Here is a 19694-nt window from a genome sequence, read left to right on the forward strand (position 1 = left end):
GAGCTGTGTTGTTTCGAATGGTTCCAAAACAGAGAGGTAACACGTGTATCAATCCCTTGAGTTTTAGAGCTGTGTTGTTTCGAATGGTTCCAAAACCTAATAGGTCGGAGCTCGTGCAGACGGCTAGTTTTAGAGCTGTGTTGTTTCGAATGGTTCCAAAACTATCGCCGCGAGCCACGAAGTTTCCTGTGAGTTTTAGAGCTGTGTTGTTTCGAATGGTTCCAAAACAGACAACATATATTTAGCACGAAACGGCCTGTTTTAGAGCTGTGTTGTTTCGAATGGTTCCAAAACTTAAAACTCATTACTTGTCCTCCTTTCGTTGTTTTAGAGCTGTGTTGTTTCGAATGGTTCCAAAACCTTCCTCTTGATCTCGCACTTCTTGACGGTGTTTTAGAGCTGTGTTGTTTTGAATGGTTTCAAAACGACACGAAGCTACCCATAGAGCAATAAATCCGATTCTTGAAAGGAGAGTCGGATTTTAATTTTATTCGACTTCGATTTTTGTGCTATAAATTTTTTGTAATATCTGCTTGTATTTTCTTGAGATTCTGCTATAATGGTATAATATTTATTTAGGGGGAAGAGAATGAGCTATATTTTGGAAATTTTACCCAGTCTTCTAAGTGGAGCGGCAACTACCTTGCAGGTGTTTGCTTTGGTCTTGGTTTTTTCGATTCCTTTGGGAATTATGCTGGCTTTTTCGATGCAAATTCGCTTGAAGCCCCTGCAATGGCTGCTTAATATTTACATTTGGATTATGCGTGGGACGCCGCTTTTGCTACAGTTAATCTTTATTTACTATGTGTTGCCAAGTATAGGGATTCGGCTGGATCGGATTCCTGCAGCGATTATTGCTTTTACATTAAACTATGCGGCTTATTTTGCGGAGATCTTCCGCGGCGGCATTTCTTCCATTCCGACTGGACAGTATGAGGCTGCGAAGGTTTTGAAATTTACTCCTGTTCAGACGATTCGCCTGATTATTTTGCCGCAGGTCGTAAAAATTGTGCTACCTAGTGTCTTTAATGAAGTTATGACTTTGGTGAAAGACACCTCTTTGGTTTATGCTTTAGGCATTTCAGACTTAATTTTGGCCAGTCGTACAGCGGCCAACCGAGATGCCAGTCTGGCACCGATGTTTGTTGCAGGCTTGATTTATTTACTCTTAATCGGTCTGGCTACGCTGGTTGCAAAACAGGTCGAAAAGAAATTTAGTTATTATAAGTAGGTGCTATTATGTTAGAATTACGAAATATTAGTAAAAAATTTGGTGATAAGCGGATTCTAAAGGATTTTAATTTGATTGTGCCTGAAAAGCAAGTATTGGCCATTGTTGGACCTTCTGGCGGAGGGAAGACAACCCTTCTGCGAATGCTGGCAGGCTTGGAGACAATTGATTCGGGACAAGTAATTTATAATGGAGAGATTTTGGATGTCACAGAGCTTGAAAAGCGCAATCTTCTAGGCTTTGTCTTTCAAGATTTTCAGCTCTTTCCTCATTTGTCTGTCTTGGAAAACTTGACCTTATCACCAATACATACAATGAATGTTTCCAAAGAAGAAGCTGAAGAGAAGGCGCAGGGCTTATTGGCCCGTTTAGGCTTGTCCGAGCATGCCAAGGCCTATCCTTATTCGCTGTCAGGCGGGCAAAAACAGCGGGTCGCTTTAGCTCGTGCTATGATGATTAATCCAGAAATTATCGGATATGATGAGCCGACTTCTGCCTTGGACCCTGCATTACGCTTGGAAGTAGAAAAACTCATCCTCCAAAATCGTGAAATGGGAATGACGCAGATTGTGGTCACACATGATTTGCAGTTTGCGGAAAATATTGCGGATTCTATTCTCAAGGTCATACCAAAATAGGGGAGGTCCGGATGAAACTAAGGAATATTCTTTTGACCTGTTTGACCCTGATCCTAACCTTTATGCTTAGTGCTTGTAGTTCCAATGTCAGTGATCCCAGCTTGGATAATTGGAGTAAGTACGAGGAGAAAAAACAGATTACAATCGGCTTTGATAATACCTTTGTCCCCATGGGATTTGAGCAAAAAGATGGCACTTATGCAGGATTTGATATTGATTTGGCTAATGCTGTTTTTGAGGAATATGGAATTAAGGTGAAATGGCAACCAATTGATTGGGATATGAAAGAAACAGAGTTGACCAACGGTACGATTGACCTCATCTGGAATGGCTATTCCGCGACGGATGAGAGAAGAGAAAAGGTAGAATTTACCATTCCTTATATGAAAAATGAGCAGGTTTTGGTCAGTAAAAAGTCCTCTCATATCTCACAGGCCACTGATATGGCAGGAAAAGTATTGGGTGCACAAGCAGGATCTTCTGGCTACGTAGCTTTTGAAAGCAATCCTGAAATTTTGAAAACCATTGTCAAAAATCATACAGCGACCCAGTACCAAAGCTTCAACGAGGCGTTGATTGACTTGCAAAACGATCGGATTGATGGTCTCTTGATTGACCGTGTTTATGCCAATTATTATCTGACAGAAGAAGGAATTTTAGATCAATATTCAGTTTTTTCAGTTGGATTTGAGAGCGAGGACTTTGCGGTCGGGGCTAGAAAGGCGGACCGTACTTTAGTTGAAAAAGTAAATGCTGCTTTTGGAAAATTATATCAAGAGGGAAAATTCCAGAAAATCGCTGAAAAGTGGTTTGGAGAGGATATTGCGACAGACCAAGTAAAAGCATATAAAAACAACTAGCAGAAAGCTAGTTGTTTTTTCGTGTTTCTTGGTGAAAGATATTTTGCCAGACTTCGTGGCGGCGCCAGAGGCTGGTATGGATGACATCTCCGATTTGATAGCGAATCAGCTTGGTCTTTTGGCTGACAGATGTAATTTCTAAATTTTTGATAGGAGAAGTTTGGGCTCTCTCTAGTTGAAATTCCTCTTTGTTTAGCTGGCGACCATCTTGGGAAATGTAGACAAAATCAGAGGAAAGAAGTGCCTCCAATTGACTGCCTTGGTCGACTAATTGCTCACGCATCAGGAGTTTTTGATAGACATTATCCAGAATCTCATCTTCAGGAATAGGGGCTGGCTCAATATGAATATCAATGTCGAAGACGCCGAAGCGTTCTTTGAGCATATCCTCTACCTGGTCAGCGATTTCGTGGCTTTCAAAGACGGAGAGGTCAGGATTCATTTCCAGTATAATATCCAGATAGATATTACTACCATAGGTCCGGCCACGCTGGGATTTGACGCGTGTGATTTTGGGAATTTCCAGGATAGCGCGCTTGTAATCGTCTAAAAGGTCCTGATCAAAGCCGTCTGACAGGCTGAAGGAGGACTCTATGAAGATGTCATAGGCTGTTTTTAGAATGAAAAATGTAATAATGATGGCTGCTAGCTTATCAACGATAGGGAATTTCAGGGAGCTGGCAATAATGGCAACAGAAGTGCCCAGAGAAGTGATAGCATCCGAGAGATTGTCCTTGGCGGCCGCATCCAGAGCTTTGGATTTTACCCTTTTGGCTAGGTTTTTATTGTAAAGATAAACACCAAACATGATGATGGCCGATACAATCCCGACGATGGCTCCCACAGGATCAATCAAGGTTTCTTCCTTGTTAATGATTTTTTGAGCCGTATCAATGAGGACATTGAAACCGACAAAAAACATGATGAAAGAAGTAATTAAGCTGGCCAGATCTTCAATCTTCCAATGGCCAAAGCGGTGGTCCTTATCTGCTGGTTTTCGTGCCATACGCAGACCGATTAAGACTGCTAGATTGGCAACGATATCGGAGACGTTGTTGAAACCATCCGCCGTCAAACTGGAGGATGTCAGTGCCGCACCTGCAATGATTTTTGTAACGGATAGGCCTATGTAGGTGGCAATTGCTAGGAGGGCGCCTCGTTCGGCAAGTTTGAGATTGTCACTTGGATGATTGTTCATGGCTGCTCCTTTCTAGACTACTATTATAGCTTTTTCACACTTGAATTTCAATTGAGGACAGTTGGCTTTTCGATAACAAATTCACTCGAATTTTGATATAATGGAAGCATTGATTTTCAGTTTGATTTTATATTGAAAGGATAGAAGATGAATCCCTTATTAAACGGTATGAATGACCGTCAGGCCGAAGCGGTCCAGACGACGGAAGGCCCCCTGTTGATCATGGCGGGAGCTGGTTCAGGAAAGACTCGTGTCTTGACCCACCGCATTGCCTATTTGATTGATGAGAAGATGGTTAATCCTTGGAATATCCTCGCCATTACCTTTACCAATAAGGCAGCGCGGGAGATGAAGGAACGGGCAGCAGCACTCAATCCAGCCACCCAAGATTGCTTAATCGCCACCTTCCACTCCATGTGTGTACGTATTTTGCGACGAGAAGCTGATCATATTGGCTACAACCGCAACTTCACCATTGTTGATCCGGGTGAGCAGCGAACTTTGATGAAACGGATTCTCAAAAATCTCAATCTGGATCCTAAAAAGTGGAATGAGCGCGCCATTCTAGGGACCATTTCCAATGCCAAGAACGACCTGATTGATGAGGTGGCCTATGCAAATATGGCTGGTGATATGTACACAGAGATTGTGGCCAAGTGCTACACGGCTTATCAAAAGGAATTGCGCCAGTCTGAGGCTATGGACTTTGACGATTTGATTATGCTGACCTTGCGGCTTTTTGATCAAAATCCTGATGTCCTGACCTACTATCAGCAACGTTACCAGTACATCCATGTGGACGAGTATCAGGATACCAACCACGCCCAGTACCAGCTGGTCAAGCTCTTGGCTTCCCGCTTTAAGAATATCTGTGTGGTCGGAGATGCAGACCAGTCTATCTATGGCTGGCGGGGAGCCGATATGCAGAATATCCTGGACTTTGAAAAGGATTATCCAGAAGCTAAGGTAGTCCTGCTTGAGGAAAATTATCGCTCGACTAAGACCATTCTTCAGGCGGCTAATGAGGTCATCCGAAACAACCGCAACCGCCGTCCTAAAAATCTCTGGACTCAAAACGAAGACGGTGAGGAAATTGTCTACTATCGGGCTAATGACGAGCAGGACGAGGCTCTCTTTGTCGCTCGGACTATTGATCAGCTGAGCCGAGAAGGATACAGTCATAAGGATTTTGCAGTTCTTTACCGGACCAATGCCCAGTCACGGACGGTGGAAGAAGCCCTGCTCAAGTCCAATATTCCCTATACCATGGTCGGCGGCACTAAGTTCTACAGCCGCAAGGAAATCCGCGATCTCATTTCTTATCTCAATCTCATCGCCAATCCTAGCGACAATATCAGCTATGAGCGCGTGGTCAATGAGCCCAAACGTGGTGTCGGACCGGGAACGGTAGACAAGATTCGGAATTTTGCGGCTAGTCAAGAAATCTCTTTGCTGGATGCGTCAGCCAATATCATGCTTTCGCCAGTCAAGGGCAAGGTGGCTCAGGCAGTCTATGAGTTTGCTAATCTGATACTCGACTTGCGGGATCGTTTGGATGACTATAGCGTGACTGAATTAGTCGAGCTTGTTCTGAAAAAAACAGGTTACTCGGCCGCTTTGGCAGCTCAGGCAACCTTGGAAAGCCAAGCTCGGATTGAAAATATCGAAGAATTCCTGTCTGTAACCAAGAACTTTGATGAAAATCCAGATAATCCTGCTGATGAGACAGGTCTGGACAAGCTTAGCCGTTTTCTCAATGACTTAGCCTTGATCGCGGACACAGACGACGGAGATCAGGAGAGTTCTGAAGTGACTTTGATGACCCTCCATGCGGCCAAGGGACTAGAGTTTCCAGTCGTTTTTCTGGTTGGTATGGAGGAAAATGTCTTCCCTCTGAGTCGGGCATCTGAAGATGAGGATGAGCTGGAGGAGGAGCGCCGTCTGGCCTATGTCGGCATCACCCGAGCTGAGAAGATTCTCTATCTAACCAATGCTAATTCTCGCCTGCTTTATGGTCGGACTAACTACAATCAGCCGACCCGTTTCTTGAGAGAAATCAGTTCAGACTTGCTAAACTATCAGGGACTGGCTCGGCCGGCAAACAGCTCCTTTAAGGTTAGTTATACCAACAGCGATACTAGCAAATTCGGTCAGGGCATGAGTCTGGCTCAAGCCTTGCAGGAGAGGAAGCGTCAGGCGGCACCTAGTTCGATTTCTACAAACAGCCTGCCTTTTGGAAAGAGTGGTCAGAACCAGCCATCTAAGCCAGAAGTTGCTTGGGCTATCGGGGATATTGCCCACCATAAGAAATGGGGCGATGGGACAGTTTTGGCAGTCTCTGGTAGCGGAAACAGTCAAGAGCTCAAGATCAATTTCCCAGAAGTCGGTCTTAAGAAAGTGCTGGCCAGCATAGCACCGATTGAGAAAAAATCATGATGAGGCAGTCGATTGAAGCCTGGATTTATCATCCAGAGGAACGAGAAATCTTGCTCTTGAAAGTGGAGAATGAGAATGTTTCCTTTTGGCAGCCCATTACTGGTGGGATTGAGAGCGGTGAGAGTCCAGAAGAAGCCTGCCTTCGTGAAATAAAAGAGGAGACCGGCTTGCTCTTAGCTTGTTCAAATCTGACTAGTCTTGGAGATTTCACAGTAAAGATTGATGAAAATCTGTCCATCCACAAAAATCTCTTTCTAGTTCTGACAGAGCAGAAGGAAATCCAGATTTCTGATGAGCATGTTGGAGCTCAGTGGGTAGCGTTAGACAAAGTTTCGTCGCAGCTGTACTGGCCCAGCAATCAAGCGACTTTTGAGATTATATCTGAGAAGCTATAAGATATAGCTTCTCTTTATTTCTTTTGATAAGGAAATTCTATTAGTCAAGCGGGGCGTTTAGTGGTAGACTTATCACATAATTATAGTGAGGTGACCTTATGACACGTGAATTTAAATTTGAAACTCTGCAGCTTCATGCTGGACAGACAGTTGACCCGACAACCAAGTCGCGGGCTCTGCCTATTTACCAGACAACTTCCTATGTGTTTGACGATACTCAGGAGGGAGAAGATCTTTTTGCCCTACGCAAACCGGGCAACATCTACACTCGGATTACCAATCCGACCCTGTCTGCTTTTGAGGAGCGGATTGCGGCTTTGGAGGGTGGAGTCGGAGCTCTAGCAACAGCTTCTGGTATGGCCGCTCTGACCTATACCGTTCTAGCTTTGGCGCATGCTGGCGACCATGTAGTGGCAGCCTCCACCATCTACGGTGGCACCTTTAATCTGCTCAAGGAAACCCTACCTCGCTATGGCATTGCCACGACTTTTGTCGATATTGAAAATCTGGCTGAAGTAGAAGCGGCCATTCAGGACAATACCAAGCTAGTTCTGATTGAAAGCTTGGGCAATCCTCTGATTAATATTCCTGATTTTGATACTTTAGCAGAGCTGGTTCATGCTCATAAAATTCCGCTGATTTCCGACAATACCTTTGCAACACCATATCTGATCAATGTTTTTTCTCATGGTGTGGACATTGCGGTTCATTCTGCAACCAAGTTTATCGGTGGTCACGGAACTAGCATCGGTGGTGTGATTGTGGACAGCGGTCGTTTCGATTGGGAAGCTTCTGGTAAGTTTCCGCAGTTTGTTGATCCGGACCCGAGCTATCATGATATCAGTTATACGCGCGATGTCGGAGCAGCAGCTTTTGTCACTGCCGTCCGGACTCAGCTCTTGCGCGATACGGGCGCAGCTATGTCTCCCTTCAATGCCTTTCTCTTCCTGCAGGGGTTAGAAACACTCTCTTTGCGCGTAGAGCGCCATGTGTCCAACGCAGAGAAGATTGTAGATTTCCTAGCAGGGCACCCTAAGGTCGAGCAGGTCAATTATCCGAAACTTGCTGACAGTCCTTATCATGCTTTGGCTAAAAAATATTTCCCTAAAGGCGTGGGCTCTATCTTCACCTTTAATGTCAAAGGTGGAGAGAAAGAAGCTCGTAAGGTTATTGACAGCTTAGAGATTTTCTCTGACTTAGCCAATGTAGCCGATGCTAAGTCCCTGGTTGTCCATCCAGCTACGACGACCCATGGTCAGATGTCGCCAGAGGCTCAGCTGGCAGCAGGTATTACGCCAAATCAAATCCGTCTCTCTATCGGCTTGGAAAATGTGGATGACTTGATAGAGGATCTGAGAATCGCCTTGGAATCTATCTAATGTTCAAGGTCTATAGGTAGAGCAAATAAGAATAAAACTGGGTTTTCGCCTAGTTTTTTGTTATAATGAAAGATATTAAAAAATAGCAGGTAATCAAAATGACAATTTCAGTGATTGTTCCGTGCTTCAATGAAGAAGAGTCTATTCCTTTGTTTCATGAAGCCATGGAAGCGGTCAAATATCAAATCCGTGACCAGTTTGAATATATTTTTGTCAATGACGGATCGACGGACCGCACCTTGGCTGTTTTGCGTGAGCTCAGCAGTCGCTGTTCGGATGTTCACTATCTATCCTTTTCTCGTAATTTTGGAAAAGAAGCAGCCCTTTATGCTGGTTTGCAAGAGGCGAGTGGGGATTTTGTGACGGTTATGGATGTGGATTTGCAGGATCCGCCCGAGCTCCTGATTGAGATGAAGGCCATGCTTGACTCGAATCCCGAACTAGACTGCGTAGGAACCCGTCGCACGACTCGCGAGGGAGAGCCGCCAATTCGAAGCTTTTTTGCCAATTTGTTTTACAAGCTGATTAACAAGATTAGTCAGGTCGAGATGGTAGATGGTGCGCGGGACTTCCGCCTGATGCGCCGTCAGATGGTAGCAGCCATTTTGGAAGTTTCAGAGTACAATCGCTTCTCCAAGGGGATTTTTGCTTGGGTAGGCTTCAATACCGAGTACTTGGAATACAAAAATGTCGAACGAGTGGCTGGCAAGACCTCTTGGAATTTCTGGTCTCTTTTCAACTATTCTTTGGAAGGTATTGTCAATTTCTCTGATGCTCCTCTCAACATTGCCTTTTTAGGAGGCATCCTGTCTTGGATTTTAGCTTTCATCCTGATGGCGGTGATTATTATCCGTACCTTGGTTTTTGGTGATCCCACATCTGGCTGGCCATCCCTCATGACCGTTATTCTCCTTCTTGGTGGCTTCCAGTTGTTGACCATCGGTATCCTAGGCAAATACATCGGCAAAATCTTCATGGAAACAAAGAAACGCCCTGTTTATGTGATTAAGGAGAAGAGTAAGTGAACCTTTGAGAGAGTTTTTAGGACTTGAGTAGCCTATATTAGCTGAGGAGAGATTGTGAAAAATAAAAAAATTAATATTGTCTTATGCTTATCTTCGTTTATTTATGCGATACAGTTTTATATCAATAATAAAATCACCCCAGTAGGAGACCAAACAGCCTTTTTAGAATATGCTAAGGAATTTCATTATAATTATTTATTCTTTGGGATTGATCGTTATTTTACTTGGAGCAGTAGACTGCTCATTGAGTCAGCTACCTTATTATTTTCCGTTCACGAAAAGCTGTTTATAGCAGCAGCCTTTCTGGCAACGTTGCTTTTGGTTTATGCTTTAAGGAAGCTGACCCCTTCCTTGCCTTGGCTGCCAGCTTTACTAATTTTTATATTCCTTCCGGCAACGGAATTTTTAAGTGCGGGTTCTATTCCGACCTATGTCAATTACATTTTCCCTGCTTCCTTGTTGCTTTTTGCACTTTTTTTCAGAGAATCTAAAAATACTTTGATTAATATGGCTAGCCTTTTGTGCTTTTTAGTTGCTATCATGCAAGAACAATTAGCTGTCTACGCTTTTTTGTGGCTTCTGTTTGAAACTGTCCTTGCGAAGAAAGATAAAAAACCTTTACTGGGTAATCTATGCTATTTGGCACTGAGCGCTTTAGGAATCATATCAGCCAAGCTGTCTCCTGGGAATGCTCTGCGTTTGGAAAAGAATATTGTCAGTTGGTTCCCCAACTTTCCGAACTTGAATATCTTCCAAAAGCTTGGGCTTGGCTTTCTGGAGACAGGGGATAATCTGCTTTCCACGTCCTTTGCCTTTGTGATGGTCTTCTTGCTTGTGCTCTTTGTTTATGCTCTTCACAAGAAAAATGTAACAGCCATAGCTCTGAGCGGTTTTGTCATACTCAATATTTTTTTACAAAAAATGGGCTGGAATACTATTTTTGGTACCTTAACAGGTATCAGTAAAGCAGCCAGAGAATCAGGGACATTTTCTTTTAATATTACTTATCTGAGCGCGGTAGCTTTTTATGGCTTGCTGCTATTAATGATTCTTTACGCTTTGTGGCTTGTAGTTTCTGACTGTAAAGAAAAGATATGGCTGACCTATTTATTTGTAATTGGCTTTATTGGCCGCATGGTCATTTCATTATCTCCCACTCTTTACGCTTCAAGCACTCGAACCTTTTTGCCTCTGATGCTAAGTCTATTCATTATCACTTGCATATTATTGTATCATTTATATACAGAGTATCAAAAGGAATAAGAAACTATACTTTTGTGCTCCTACTGAATAGATTTTCCGATAGTGATTCGATCAAGCAGATTTTTTCTGCTTTTTTTGGTATAATAAATCCATCGAATATTTATGATCTGAAAGGAAAAACAAATGATTTTAATTACAGGTGCGAATGGACAGTTGGGAACAGAGCTCCGCTATCTTTTGGATGAGCGCAACGAAGAGTATGTGGCTGTTGATGTGGCAGAAATGGATATTACCAATGCCCAAATGGTGGACAAGGTCTTTGCGGAAGTCAAGCCAAGCTTGGTTTATCACTGCGCAGCCTATACAGCTGTTGATGCAGCAGAAGACGAAGGCAAAGAGCTGGACTATGCCATCAACGTGACCGGTACCGAAAATGTGGCAAAAGCAGCAGAAGCACACGGGGCGACCATGGTCTACATCTCAACAGACTATGTCTTTGACGGACAAAAGCCTGTCGGAGAGGAATGGGAAGTAGACGATCGACCAGATCCACAGACCGAGTATGGTCGTACCAAGCGCATGGGCGAGGAGCTAGTTGAGAAATGTTCTAGCCGTTTCTACATTATCCGTACTGCCTGGGTCTTTGGGAACTACGGTAAAAACTTTGTCTTTACCATGCAAAATCTTGCTAAGACACATAAAACTCTGACCGTAGTTAATGACCAGCATGGCCGTCCGACTTGGACTCGTACGCTGGCTGAGTTTATGACTCATCTGGCTGAAAATCAAAAGGAATTTGGTTATTACCATCTGTCTAATGATGCTGCTGAGGACACGACGTGGTATGACTTTGCAGTGGAAATTCTCAAAGATACGGATGTGGAAGTTCAGCCGGTTGATTCCAGCAAGTTCCCAGCCAAGGCTAAGCGACCTTTCAACTCAACTATGAGTCTGACCAAGGCTAAGGCTACAGGCTTTGTCATTCCGACTTGGCAGGATGCCTTAAAAGAGTTTTACAAGCAGGATAAAAAACACTGATATCTATCAAAGGGACTTTTGAGTCCTTTTTTGATGGCTATTTAACAGTGGCTTTTCACATTTCATGGAAAGTATAGTATAATAAGGACTAGAACATAATTGGAGAAGATAGAATGTCCCAGAAATCAGAAATTTCACTACCGTCAGTTAAGAGCAATTATATATGGAATATGTTAGGGACTATTTCAGCTTCATTTATCTCCTTTTTTCTACTACTACTAGCTTCAAGATTATTAAGCTCGCAAGATTCTGATATATTTAGTATCGCGTTTGCTTTAGGACAGCAGTTCTATGTTTTGGGATATTTTCAGATTAGAAATCTGCAGTCTACAGATGTAAAGGAAACGTATAGTTTCGCTTCATACCACAATACTAGGATTTTTACAGTCTTTTTGATGTTGCTTACTTCCCTCTTTTATGTATGCTGGCAAGACTATGACATCTACAAATCAGCTATTATTTTTCTGTTGGTTTTTTACCGAGCTATAGATGCTTATTCGGATGTCTTCCAAGGCTTTTTCCAGCAAAAGAACAGGTCAGATCTAGCTGGAAAAATTCAATTTCACAGAAGCTGGCTTTGTATGCTCGTTTTTGCAGTTGTTTTGCTACTCACAAAATCTTTACTTTTTGCTAGTTTGATTATTGGTTTAGTAAATCTCGTTTTAACTTCGCTCTTAGATATCACTTACTATAGACGTCATTTTCGGAATGAACGTCTTACTCCCTTGCTATTTAAGGATAAAAGCAATGTCTTCTCTATTTTAAAAAACAGTTTTCCTTTGTTTTTAAATGGATTTTTACTTGCTTATATTTATAATGAGCCTAAAATTGTCATTGACCGCTTGTTAACAAGCGGAGTTCTGGTGTCAGGTATGCAAAGGGATTTTAACATTTTATTTATGCCTGTCTTTGTCCTATCCCTTTTATTCTTCGTCCTGAGACCGTTGACTACACAGCTTTCAATTTATTGGAATGAGAAGAAGGAACTACTTTTTTTCAAACAAGTTCGCCTACTGTTTTTGGTTATGCTTGTTTTGGGTTTTATTATTGTTGGCTTAGGTTATTTGATTGGTACAGAAGTGTTAGGTGCTGTTTATGGTATTCAGTTACAAGAATATAAGTTGCCCTTTACAATATTGTTAGTAGGTGGTATTTTAAATGTTTTAGCCTTAGTAGTTGATATCATTATGACCATCTTTAGAAAACAGTATTATCTTATGATAGCCTATTTACTAACATTTGCTGTTTCAAAATTTATTACTTTGCCATTTATCCGAGACCAAAAATTAATGGGAGCTGCTAATTCCTTTTTAATTTCCATGTGTGTTTTTTGTGCAACAAGTCTGATTATTTATGGTATTGCTAAAAATCAGGAAAAAAGAAATAGGATTCTATGAATATCTTATTTACATTAAATGATGCGTTTATACCGTAAGTTGCAACATGTACCTTATGTAAATCAATACATTGATAATTTTAAAATTAAAGAGTTGCTTTATCAATATAAGTATTTGCTAAAGTATGCAAAGTATATAGAAAACCGAGCATTTAAATTAACAGGTCTATTAGCCAATTTATTGGGGCTAAAATTTTCAATAAAACTATTTCCTGTTTTATTGAAGTTTTATAAATAGAGTGGATTAGTTATGAAAGGAAAAATATGTCTAAACCAGCTATTTCAGTTATTATTCCAGTCTATAATGCACAAGACGGGATTAAACGCTGTATAGATTCTCTTTTGAATCAATCATTTAAGAATTTTGAAATTATTCTTCTGAACGATGGTTCAAAAGATAATTCTTTAAATATTTTAAAAGAATATGAATTGAAGTATAGTTTTGTAAGAGTAATTGACAAACAAAATGAAGGAGTTGCAGTAACTAGAAATAAGGGGATTCTTCTAGCTGAGGGAGAATATATTATGTTCATGGATAATGATGATTTTGTTGATAGTGATTACCTTGAAACTTTTTATCAGGCTATCCATGAGAAAAAGCTAGACTTGGTTATTGGTGGGTACAAACGTGTCAATCAGGATAACCAGATTATCTTTAGTCAAGATATACAGCAGTCAGAGTGGTCCAAGTATATTATAACGGCTCCTTGGGCCAAAGTTTACCGCACGGAGTTCTTGAAAACGAATAATCTAGAATTTTTTGACTATGGTATAGGAGAAGATATCATTTTTAACCTAGCTGCCTATAAGGCAACAGACAAAATAGGTTTGTTAGATTATAAAGGATATAATTGGTATTACAATAGTCAGAGTATTTCTAACACTTCTCAGAGAGGTTTCTCTCCTAAAATTGATATTTTAGTTCTTTTTTCAAAAATATTAGAGCTGGGTAAGCCATCTGAGCTAGAAGTATATTACTTGAAAAGATATTATGTTTGGTATTTGCTTTTTTCTGGGAGAACCTCATCCAATCAAGAGTTTATTCATCAGTATATTAAGATTAAGGAATGGTTAAAAGAGAATGAACTCATCAGTATGATCTCTCCCTTGTCTAAGAAGGTTCAGGGCGAAAGATTTCAGACTAAAATTTCTCTAATTGTTTTTTTGAGTTTAGAAAAGTTAAGGTTAGTTCCATTATTTGCTAAAATTTATTGTAAAGGGAAGAAAGATAATTGAAAGTTTTAATGATAATTCCTGCTTATAATGAGGAAGAAAGTATTTTAAATACGGTTATGAGCATTGTAGAATATCGGAAGAAAGTTGATTTTGACTTAGACTACGTAGTTATCAATGATGGATCAGTTGACAGAACCAAGGAGATTTTGGACAGTCATCATCTGAATGCTATTCATTTGGTTATGAATTTAGGGATTGGCGGAGCTGTTCAGACGGGCTATAAGTATGCTCTTGAGAATAATTATGATGTGGCCGTTCAGTTCGATGGAGACGGCCAGCATGATATTGAGTCGCTGGATGCTTTGCTGGAGCCTATTCGTCGTCAGCAGGCTGATTTGGTTGTTGGTTCTCGTTTTATCGGTGACAAGTCTTCGGAATTTCAGACGACTTTTATGCGTCGTTTTGGCATTACCATTATTTCAGCTTTTATTAAATTAACAACAGGCAAAAGAATTCTGGATACCACCTCAGGCTATCGTTTGGCCAATCGAGACATAATTCGACAATTCGCTGCGCGCTATCCTATCAAGTATCCTGAGCCAGAATCAATCGTCCATATCTTGAAGAGGAAATATAAAGTGGTGGAAGCACCAGCCAATATGTTTGAACGTGCAGGAGGAGTCTCTTCGATTACTCCGATTAAGTCCATTCGCTATATGATTGAAGTTTGCTCTTCAATCTTGATTGCTGCTTTTATGAAAGAGAGTGAATAATGTCTATTTTGTCTATTGTCATGCTGGTGGCGTCAGTTTTATTCTTGTATTTTGTCTTTCGGAATATCAATCAAAACAATATTTTATTTGAGCAAGCCTTTATGTGGATTGTTATTGGCTTCGTACTGATTATTATCTCTGTTTTTGATCGGATTCCAGTTTCTATTGCCAAATTGTTAGGGTTTGAACTGACCTCAAATTTTGTGATGTCTTTGGCTATCTTTTTCCTATTGATTATTGTTTTTTTGCATACTATTGCCATTTCAAAACAAAAAGAACAAATCAAGCAGCTGGTGCAAGAACTGTCCATCATGAAGAAAAGAATGTCTAAGTTAGAGAGTGAAAAAGATGAAAAATAACCACACCTGGGTGATTTGCGCCTATGGCAAAAGTGAATTCTTAGAAGCTTGCATCCTGTCTCTGCAAGCTCAAACCTTGTCATCAAAGATTATCTGTTATAGTTCAACACCGCTGGATTCAATCAAGCAGCTGTGCCAGAAGTATCAAATTCCTTTTTATACGAAAGAAGGCGGCGGTATCGGTAAGGACTGGAATAATGCACTCTCTTTTGCTGAGACTTCTTATGCTACCATTGCCCACCAAGACGACTATTATGAACCTACTTATCTAGAAGCAGTGATGCAAAAAATAGAGCAGTCTAAAGACATTCTCATTGCTTATACAGACTATTTTGAAGAGAAAAATGGAGTCAAAATTCCAGCTAATACCAATTTGAAAATCAAGACTCTCATGCTTAAAACCTTGAATCTAATGCCATCCAGTCGTTTTTGGAGAAATCGAGTGCTGGCTTTTGGCAATCCCATTTCCTGTCCGGCGGTGACTTATAACTTAGAGGTATTAAGTGATTTCCGATTTGATGAGAAAATGCGCGTGAGTCTGGATTGGTATGCTTGGTACAAGATTAGTGATTATAAGGGGCGTTTTGCTTATATTTCTGAGAAGCTTATGTGCCATCGGATTCATGGAGAGTCTGAAACCACCAAGACTATTTCAGATAATACTAGGACCAAAGAAGATTTGTTCATGTACCAGCTTTTCTGGCCAAAGTGGGTGGCTAATCTGATAAATAAAGCATACATGAAAAGTCAAGATGCTAACTCAAACTAATAGAGTTATTTACAAGGAAAGTATATGAAAGATTTAATATCTGTTGTTGTAACTTGTTACAACCATCAAGATTACATTGAACAGTGTTTGCGCAGTATTTTTGAGCAGACATATCGAAATATTGAGTTACTGGTATTGGATGATGGGTCCACTGACAAGTCCGCCCAGATTATCCAAGAAACTTTGGCAGATTCGCCTTTCCCGACGAGATTTGAAAGCCATGAAAATATGGGTGTCGTCAAGACAAGAAATAAGGCTTTGCAGCAAATTCAAGGAACTTATTTTATTTTTGTGGATAGTGACGATTTTCTGGATTCAGACTATATTGAGAGCTTCTACACAACCATGATGCAAGAGGAAGCAGATATTGTCTATGGGGATTTGTATGATCCTGATAAAAAGGAAGTTTACCTTGAATCACGGCCATTTGACAAGCAGGCTTTCTTAACGGAGAATTATATTTCCAACTGTTCCCTCATTCGTCGTTTGGTTGCTGATGGTATTTATTACGATGAAGGGCTGAATCGTGAAAAATTGGAAGACTATGATTTTCTTTTAAACTTAATTATCAATCAAGGTGCGAAACCTGTTTATGATGCAAATACAAAGCTGAATTATCGGGTCTTTGATAAGGAATCTATCTCTAAACGAGATTCTACTCGTTACCATTACGAGATCTATCTGAAAATCCTGCGTAAGTATGTAAAACAGTTGCCTGATGAGATTTATCAAGCTTTGTCTGCAAATATTTATACTTTAGATGGCAGACTTGATGATTTGATTCAGCATATGAACAGAGTGTCCGATTATATTCATGAGCTAAAGGAAAACTGGGAACGTGATAGTGAATTGATTTATCAATATCAGGATGACATTGATGAATTACGTAACTCACTCTCATATCGTGTCGGGAACGCTATCGTCACACCAATTAAGCAGGTAGGGCAGATTGTCAAAAATCCGCGGAATATCAGAACTGTCCTATCTCAATTGAAGCGTCAGTGTATTACCATAAAAAGAAACATAAACTCGCCAAAAAGCTATTATTATCGAGTTTTACGGAATTCTCAGCGAAAGCAGCTTCAACAAGTGACTGGCAAAAAGTACCTAATCTACGTCATTTTTGAGGCAGAAGAGAATCTTCAACGCTACAAGGTTCTGTTTTTAGAGAAATTAGCTGCTTTGGTAGATGAAACGTTGATTGTGGTGAATGGAGGATTGAAACAAGAGGATTTATCTGTCTTGGAACAATATGGGCAAGTTCTGGTAAGGGATAATACAGGTTACGATGCTGCAGCATTTAGGGAAGGTATTTTAACCATTGGTAAGGAAAAGTTGCAAACTTCTTCTCAGCTTCTGTTAGTCAATGATACGAATATTGGTCCGATGCGAGATTTGAATGAGGTCTTCCAAACAATGGTGGAGAGAAATCTTGATTTTTGGGGGATTTCCTTTGGTGAAGTACAAGAAGATGCCACGAATTTCAATCAATATGGCTATATTCCAGAACATCTGCAATCCTATTTTCTTGTCATTGAGTCTTTATTGCTTCGGTCAGGGGAGTTTTTTGACTATTGGAACAACCTAACGGATACAGATTCGCGTGATAAGGCTATTGGAAAACACGAAACAACTTTTACTAAGTATTTTGCAGATTTGGGTTATCGATATGATGCTTTGGTGTCTGAAAATAAAGACAGCGCCATGTATATTCATCCGTTGAGAATGTTAAGAGCTGGTAGTCCGTTGGTTAAATACACCTCATTACAAAATTATAATGCGCAACAATTTCGTTGGCAGGGACTGGAAAGACGAACAGAAATACCTGATTTGCTCAATTATGTACAAATGGAAACAGATTATCCAGTTGAAATATTAGAAAATATTGTACAAAAATTCAAATCAATCTCCAGAGAACAATATATCTTGATTATAGATGGGGTTGAAAATATCATTCCGCAATGTACACGTTACCGAGTGCTGAACAAAGCAGAACAGTTACGCAAAAAAGGCTTCACGGTCAAAGTAGTAAATGTATCAGAATTTGAGATTTCTCAGGCTCGATATGCAAGTCATATTATTATCTATCGGGCTCCATGGTCTTATCAACTTCAATTCTTGTGCGATACAGCTAAAAGAGATAAAAAACCAGTTTATTTTGACATTGATGATTTGGTTTTTGATACAGTTTATACAGATCAGCTGAGCTATACTCAAGGCTTGTCAGAAAAGGACAAGGGCAACTATGATGCTGGTGTCAAAAATTATGGCAAGATGTTAGCTGCCTGTGATGGAGCGATTACTTCGACTTTCCAACTGAAGGAAGAACTGCTCAAATATAAAGATAAGGTGTTGCTGAATAGAAACCGAGCTTCCAGTGACTTGATTGAAATCAGTTCTCACTTTATCAAAGATTATAGTCAGCAGAACCCTAAAGTCAAGATAGGCTATTTTTCAGGTTCTATCAGTCATAATGAAAATTTTGAATTGATAAAACCAGCCATCCAATCCTTGCTTGAAACTTACAAGAATGTGGAACTCCATATCGTCGGCCATTTAGATATTCCAGAGGATATGAAGCCTTACCAACAGCAGATTGTTGTCCATGACTATGTTGACTGGAAGGATTTACCTCAGCTGATCAGTCAGGTGGATATCAATCTAGCTCCACTGGTTGATTCGGTCTTTAACCGAGCTAAGTCTGAAATCAAATGGATGGAGGCTGCCTTAGTGAAAGTTCCTACAGTTGCTAGTCACATTGGAGCCTTCTCTGATATGGTTAAAGATGGGGAGACAGGACTTTTAGCTAAAGACGGGGAGTGGAAAGAAAAGTTAGAGAGTTTGATTCTTTCGTCTGACCTACGTCAGGAATTAGCGGAAAATGCTTATGATTTTGTTCTTGAAAACTGCAGTTTAGATAGTAAAGATGAAATGGTGAATGATTTTGAAAAGAAGTAAGACGATAAAAATAGAAAATATCTTTCTGGTCTTGGCGACGGTCTTTGTCATGACATTTATGGTGGTTCAACCGATCAACCGTGTGCCGGATGAGACGAATCACGCCCGCATGACTTGGGAGATTTTCCATAAGCCGACAGAGAAAACCTACAAGTGGATGGAAAATATCTCTGCGGAACCGCATGTTTCTCCAAAAGAGTATAAGAAGCTTTTTACGGAAAAATTGGATTTATATCAGGAAAAGTCTACTTTGGGGATTAATCTCAAGACTCTTTCCTTTTTACCGCAGCTAATTGGCATGACCTTGGGATCGTTTATCTATCCATCGGTGGGAGTTATTATCATGATGGGGCGATTTTTTAACGGCTTAGCCTATATTTTGGGTGTTTACTTCCTGATTAAGTATTTTAAGTACGGCAAGAAAGCTCTCTTTTTCATTTCACTTCTGCCAATTATGGTTCAACAGGCAGCTTCTCTCTCCTACGATGTAATGAACTATTTGGAGCTTATGCTAGTTATGGGTTTTTTCACTAATATTGCTTCCAGCAATAGATTTACCAATAAGAATTTTATCCAGCTTTTGCTCATATCTGTTGGACTCTTTGCAACTAAACTGAACAATGTCTTATTGCTAGGCTTACTTCCATTCATTGATTTTGAAATGGAAGGATTCTTAGCTGTTTTGAACAAGCCTTTTCTTGCGACCAAGGCATTTATCGGTCGTCATCGCTATGTTTTTTACAGTTTGGCTTTTGTTGCTGTTTTCTTAGCCTTGCATTTGCTTTTCCGTCATCAAGGAGGGATCTTCCACTACAGTAGGGTTCTGCTTAACACCTTGTTTAAACAGAGCATGAACGGTG

Annotated in this window: 17 protein-coding genes and 1 CRISPR repeat array; of the genes, 16 read left to right on the plus strand and 1 reads right to left on the minus strand. The window is 40.5% G+C overall.

Features of this window, described 5'->3' with window-relative positions; genetic code table 11:
* Positions 1-59: 59 nt before the first annotated feature.
* Positions 60-426: direct repeats of the CRISPR family, unit length 37 nt; unit sequence AGTTTTAGAGCTGTGTTGTTTCGAATGGTTCCAAAAC.
* Positions 427-589: 163 nt separating this feature from the next.
* The 3 genes from RWS39_RS07815 to RWS39_RS07825 are packed head-to-tail and all read left to right on the plus strand — an operon-like array spanning position 590 to position 2729.
* Positions 590-1231 (plus strand): amino acid ABC transporter permease, encoded by a 642-nt coding sequence (locus RWS39_RS07815; protein ID WP_061909465.1) that lies wholly within the window; start codon positions 590-592, stop codon positions 1229-1231.
* Between the two features lie 8 nt (positions 1232-1239).
* A complete protein-coding gene (locus RWS39_RS07820; RefSeq protein ID WP_314482176.1) occupies positions 1240-1869 on the plus strand; it encodes an amino acid ABC transporter ATP-binding protein in 630 nt (209 codons plus the stop codon).
* A gap of 11 nt (positions 1870-1880) precedes the next feature.
* Positions 1881-2729 carry an amino acid ABC transporter substrate-binding protein gene (locus RWS39_RS07825; RefSeq protein ID WP_314482179.1) on the plus strand — a complete coding sequence of 283 codons (849 nt, stop codon included), beginning with the start codon at positions 1881-1883 and terminating at the stop codon, positions 2727-2729.
* A 7-nt stretch (positions 2730-2736) separates the two neighbouring features.
* On the opposite strand, the gene RWS39_RS07830 is transcribed toward RWS39_RS07825, so the two are convergent.
* Entirely contained in the window at positions 2737-3927 is a 1191-nt protein-coding gene (locus tag RWS39_RS07830; RefSeq protein ID WP_314482181.1) for a cation diffusion facilitator family transporter, read from the minus strand.
* 147 nt (positions 3928-4074) lie between these two features.
* On the opposite strand from RWS39_RS07830, the gene pcrA reads away from it, so the two are divergent.
* From pcrA to RWS39_RS07900, 13 genes are all read left to right on the plus strand, one after another.
* A complete protein-coding gene (pcrA, locus tag RWS39_RS07835; protein ID WP_314482186.1) occupies positions 4075-6363 on the plus strand; it encodes a DNA helicase PcrA in 2289 nt (762 codons plus the stop codon).
* Positions 6360-6758, plus strand: coding sequence for an NUDIX hydrolase (locus RWS39_RS07840; RefSeq protein ID WP_314482188.1), 399 nt, complete (start codon positions 6360-6362; stop codon positions 6756-6758). The genes pcrA and RWS39_RS07840 overlap by 4 nt, the downstream gene beginning before the upstream one ends.
* Before the next feature lie 98 nt (positions 6759-6856).
* Complete coding sequence (locus RWS39_RS07845) at positions 6857-8137, plus strand: O-acetylhomoserine aminocarboxypropyltransferase/cysteine synthase family protein (protein WP_314482191.1); 1281 nt, start codon at positions 6857-6859, stop codon at positions 8135-8137.
* 98 nt (positions 8138-8235) lie between these two features.
* Positions 8236-9162: a glycosyltransferase family 2 protein gene (locus RWS39_RS07850; protein ID WP_314482194.1), complete on the plus strand. Its 927-nt coding sequence runs from the start codon at positions 8236-8238 to the stop codon at positions 9160-9162.
* Between the two features lie 54 nt (positions 9163-9216).
* The gene (locus RWS39_RS07855; protein WP_314482197.1) at positions 9217-10425 is read left to right on the plus strand and encodes a beta-carotene 15,15'-monooxygenase; all 1209 of its coding nucleotides are present in this window, start codon (positions 9217-9219) and stop codon (positions 10423-10425) included.
* Positions 10426-10548: 123 nt separating this feature from the next.
* Positions 10549-11403, plus strand: a complete 855-nt coding sequence (rfbD, locus tag RWS39_RS07860) for a dTDP-4-dehydrorhamnose reductase (protein ID WP_314482199.1) — start codon at positions 10549-10551, stop codon at positions 11401-11403.
* Positions 11404-11516: 113 nt separating this feature from the next.
* Positions 11517-12800 carry a lipopolysaccharide biosynthesis protein gene (locus RWS39_RS07865; protein WP_314482201.1) on the plus strand — a complete coding sequence of 428 codons (1284 nt, stop codon included), beginning with the start codon at positions 11517-11519 and terminating at the stop codon, positions 12798-12800.
* Positions 12801-13063: 263 nt separating this feature from the next.
* A complete protein-coding gene (locus RWS39_RS07875; protein ID WP_314482204.1) occupies positions 13064-14035 on the plus strand; it encodes a glycosyltransferase family 2 protein in 972 nt (323 codons plus the stop codon).
* Positions 14032-14748, plus strand: coding sequence for a glycosyltransferase family 2 protein (locus tag RWS39_RS07880; protein WP_314482206.1), 717 nt, complete (start codon positions 14032-14034; stop codon positions 14746-14748). The genes RWS39_RS07875 and RWS39_RS07880 overlap by 4 nt, the downstream gene beginning before the upstream one ends.
* A complete protein-coding gene (locus RWS39_RS07885) occupies positions 14748-15107 on the plus strand; it encodes a DUF2304 domain-containing protein (RefSeq protein ID WP_314482209.1) in 360 nt (119 codons plus the stop codon). The genes RWS39_RS07880 and RWS39_RS07885 overlap by 1 nt, the downstream gene beginning before the upstream one ends.
* Positions 15097-15876, plus strand: coding sequence for a glycosyltransferase family 2 protein (locus RWS39_RS07890; protein WP_314482212.1), 780 nt, complete (start codon positions 15097-15099; stop codon positions 15874-15876). Before RWS39_RS07885 ends, RWS39_RS07890 begins: the two co-directional genes overlap by 11 nt.
* 24 nt (positions 15877-15900) lie before the next feature.
* Positions 15901-18834, plus strand: coding sequence for a rhamnan synthesis F family protein (locus tag RWS39_RS07895; RefSeq protein ID WP_314482215.1), 2934 nt, complete (start codon positions 15901-15903; stop codon positions 18832-18834).
* Positions 18821-19694 (plus strand): DUF2142 domain-containing protein (locus RWS39_RS07900; RefSeq protein ID WP_314482218.1); only part of this gene is annotated, 874 nt, incomplete at its 3' end. The genes RWS39_RS07895 and RWS39_RS07900, both read left to right, overlap by 14 nt.

The organism is Streptococcus cristatus (genome assembly GCF_963529205.1).
In the GTDB taxonomy this organism is placed as follows: Bacteria; Bacillota; Bacilli; order Lactobacillales; family Streptococcaceae; genus Streptococcus; species Streptococcus cristatus_O.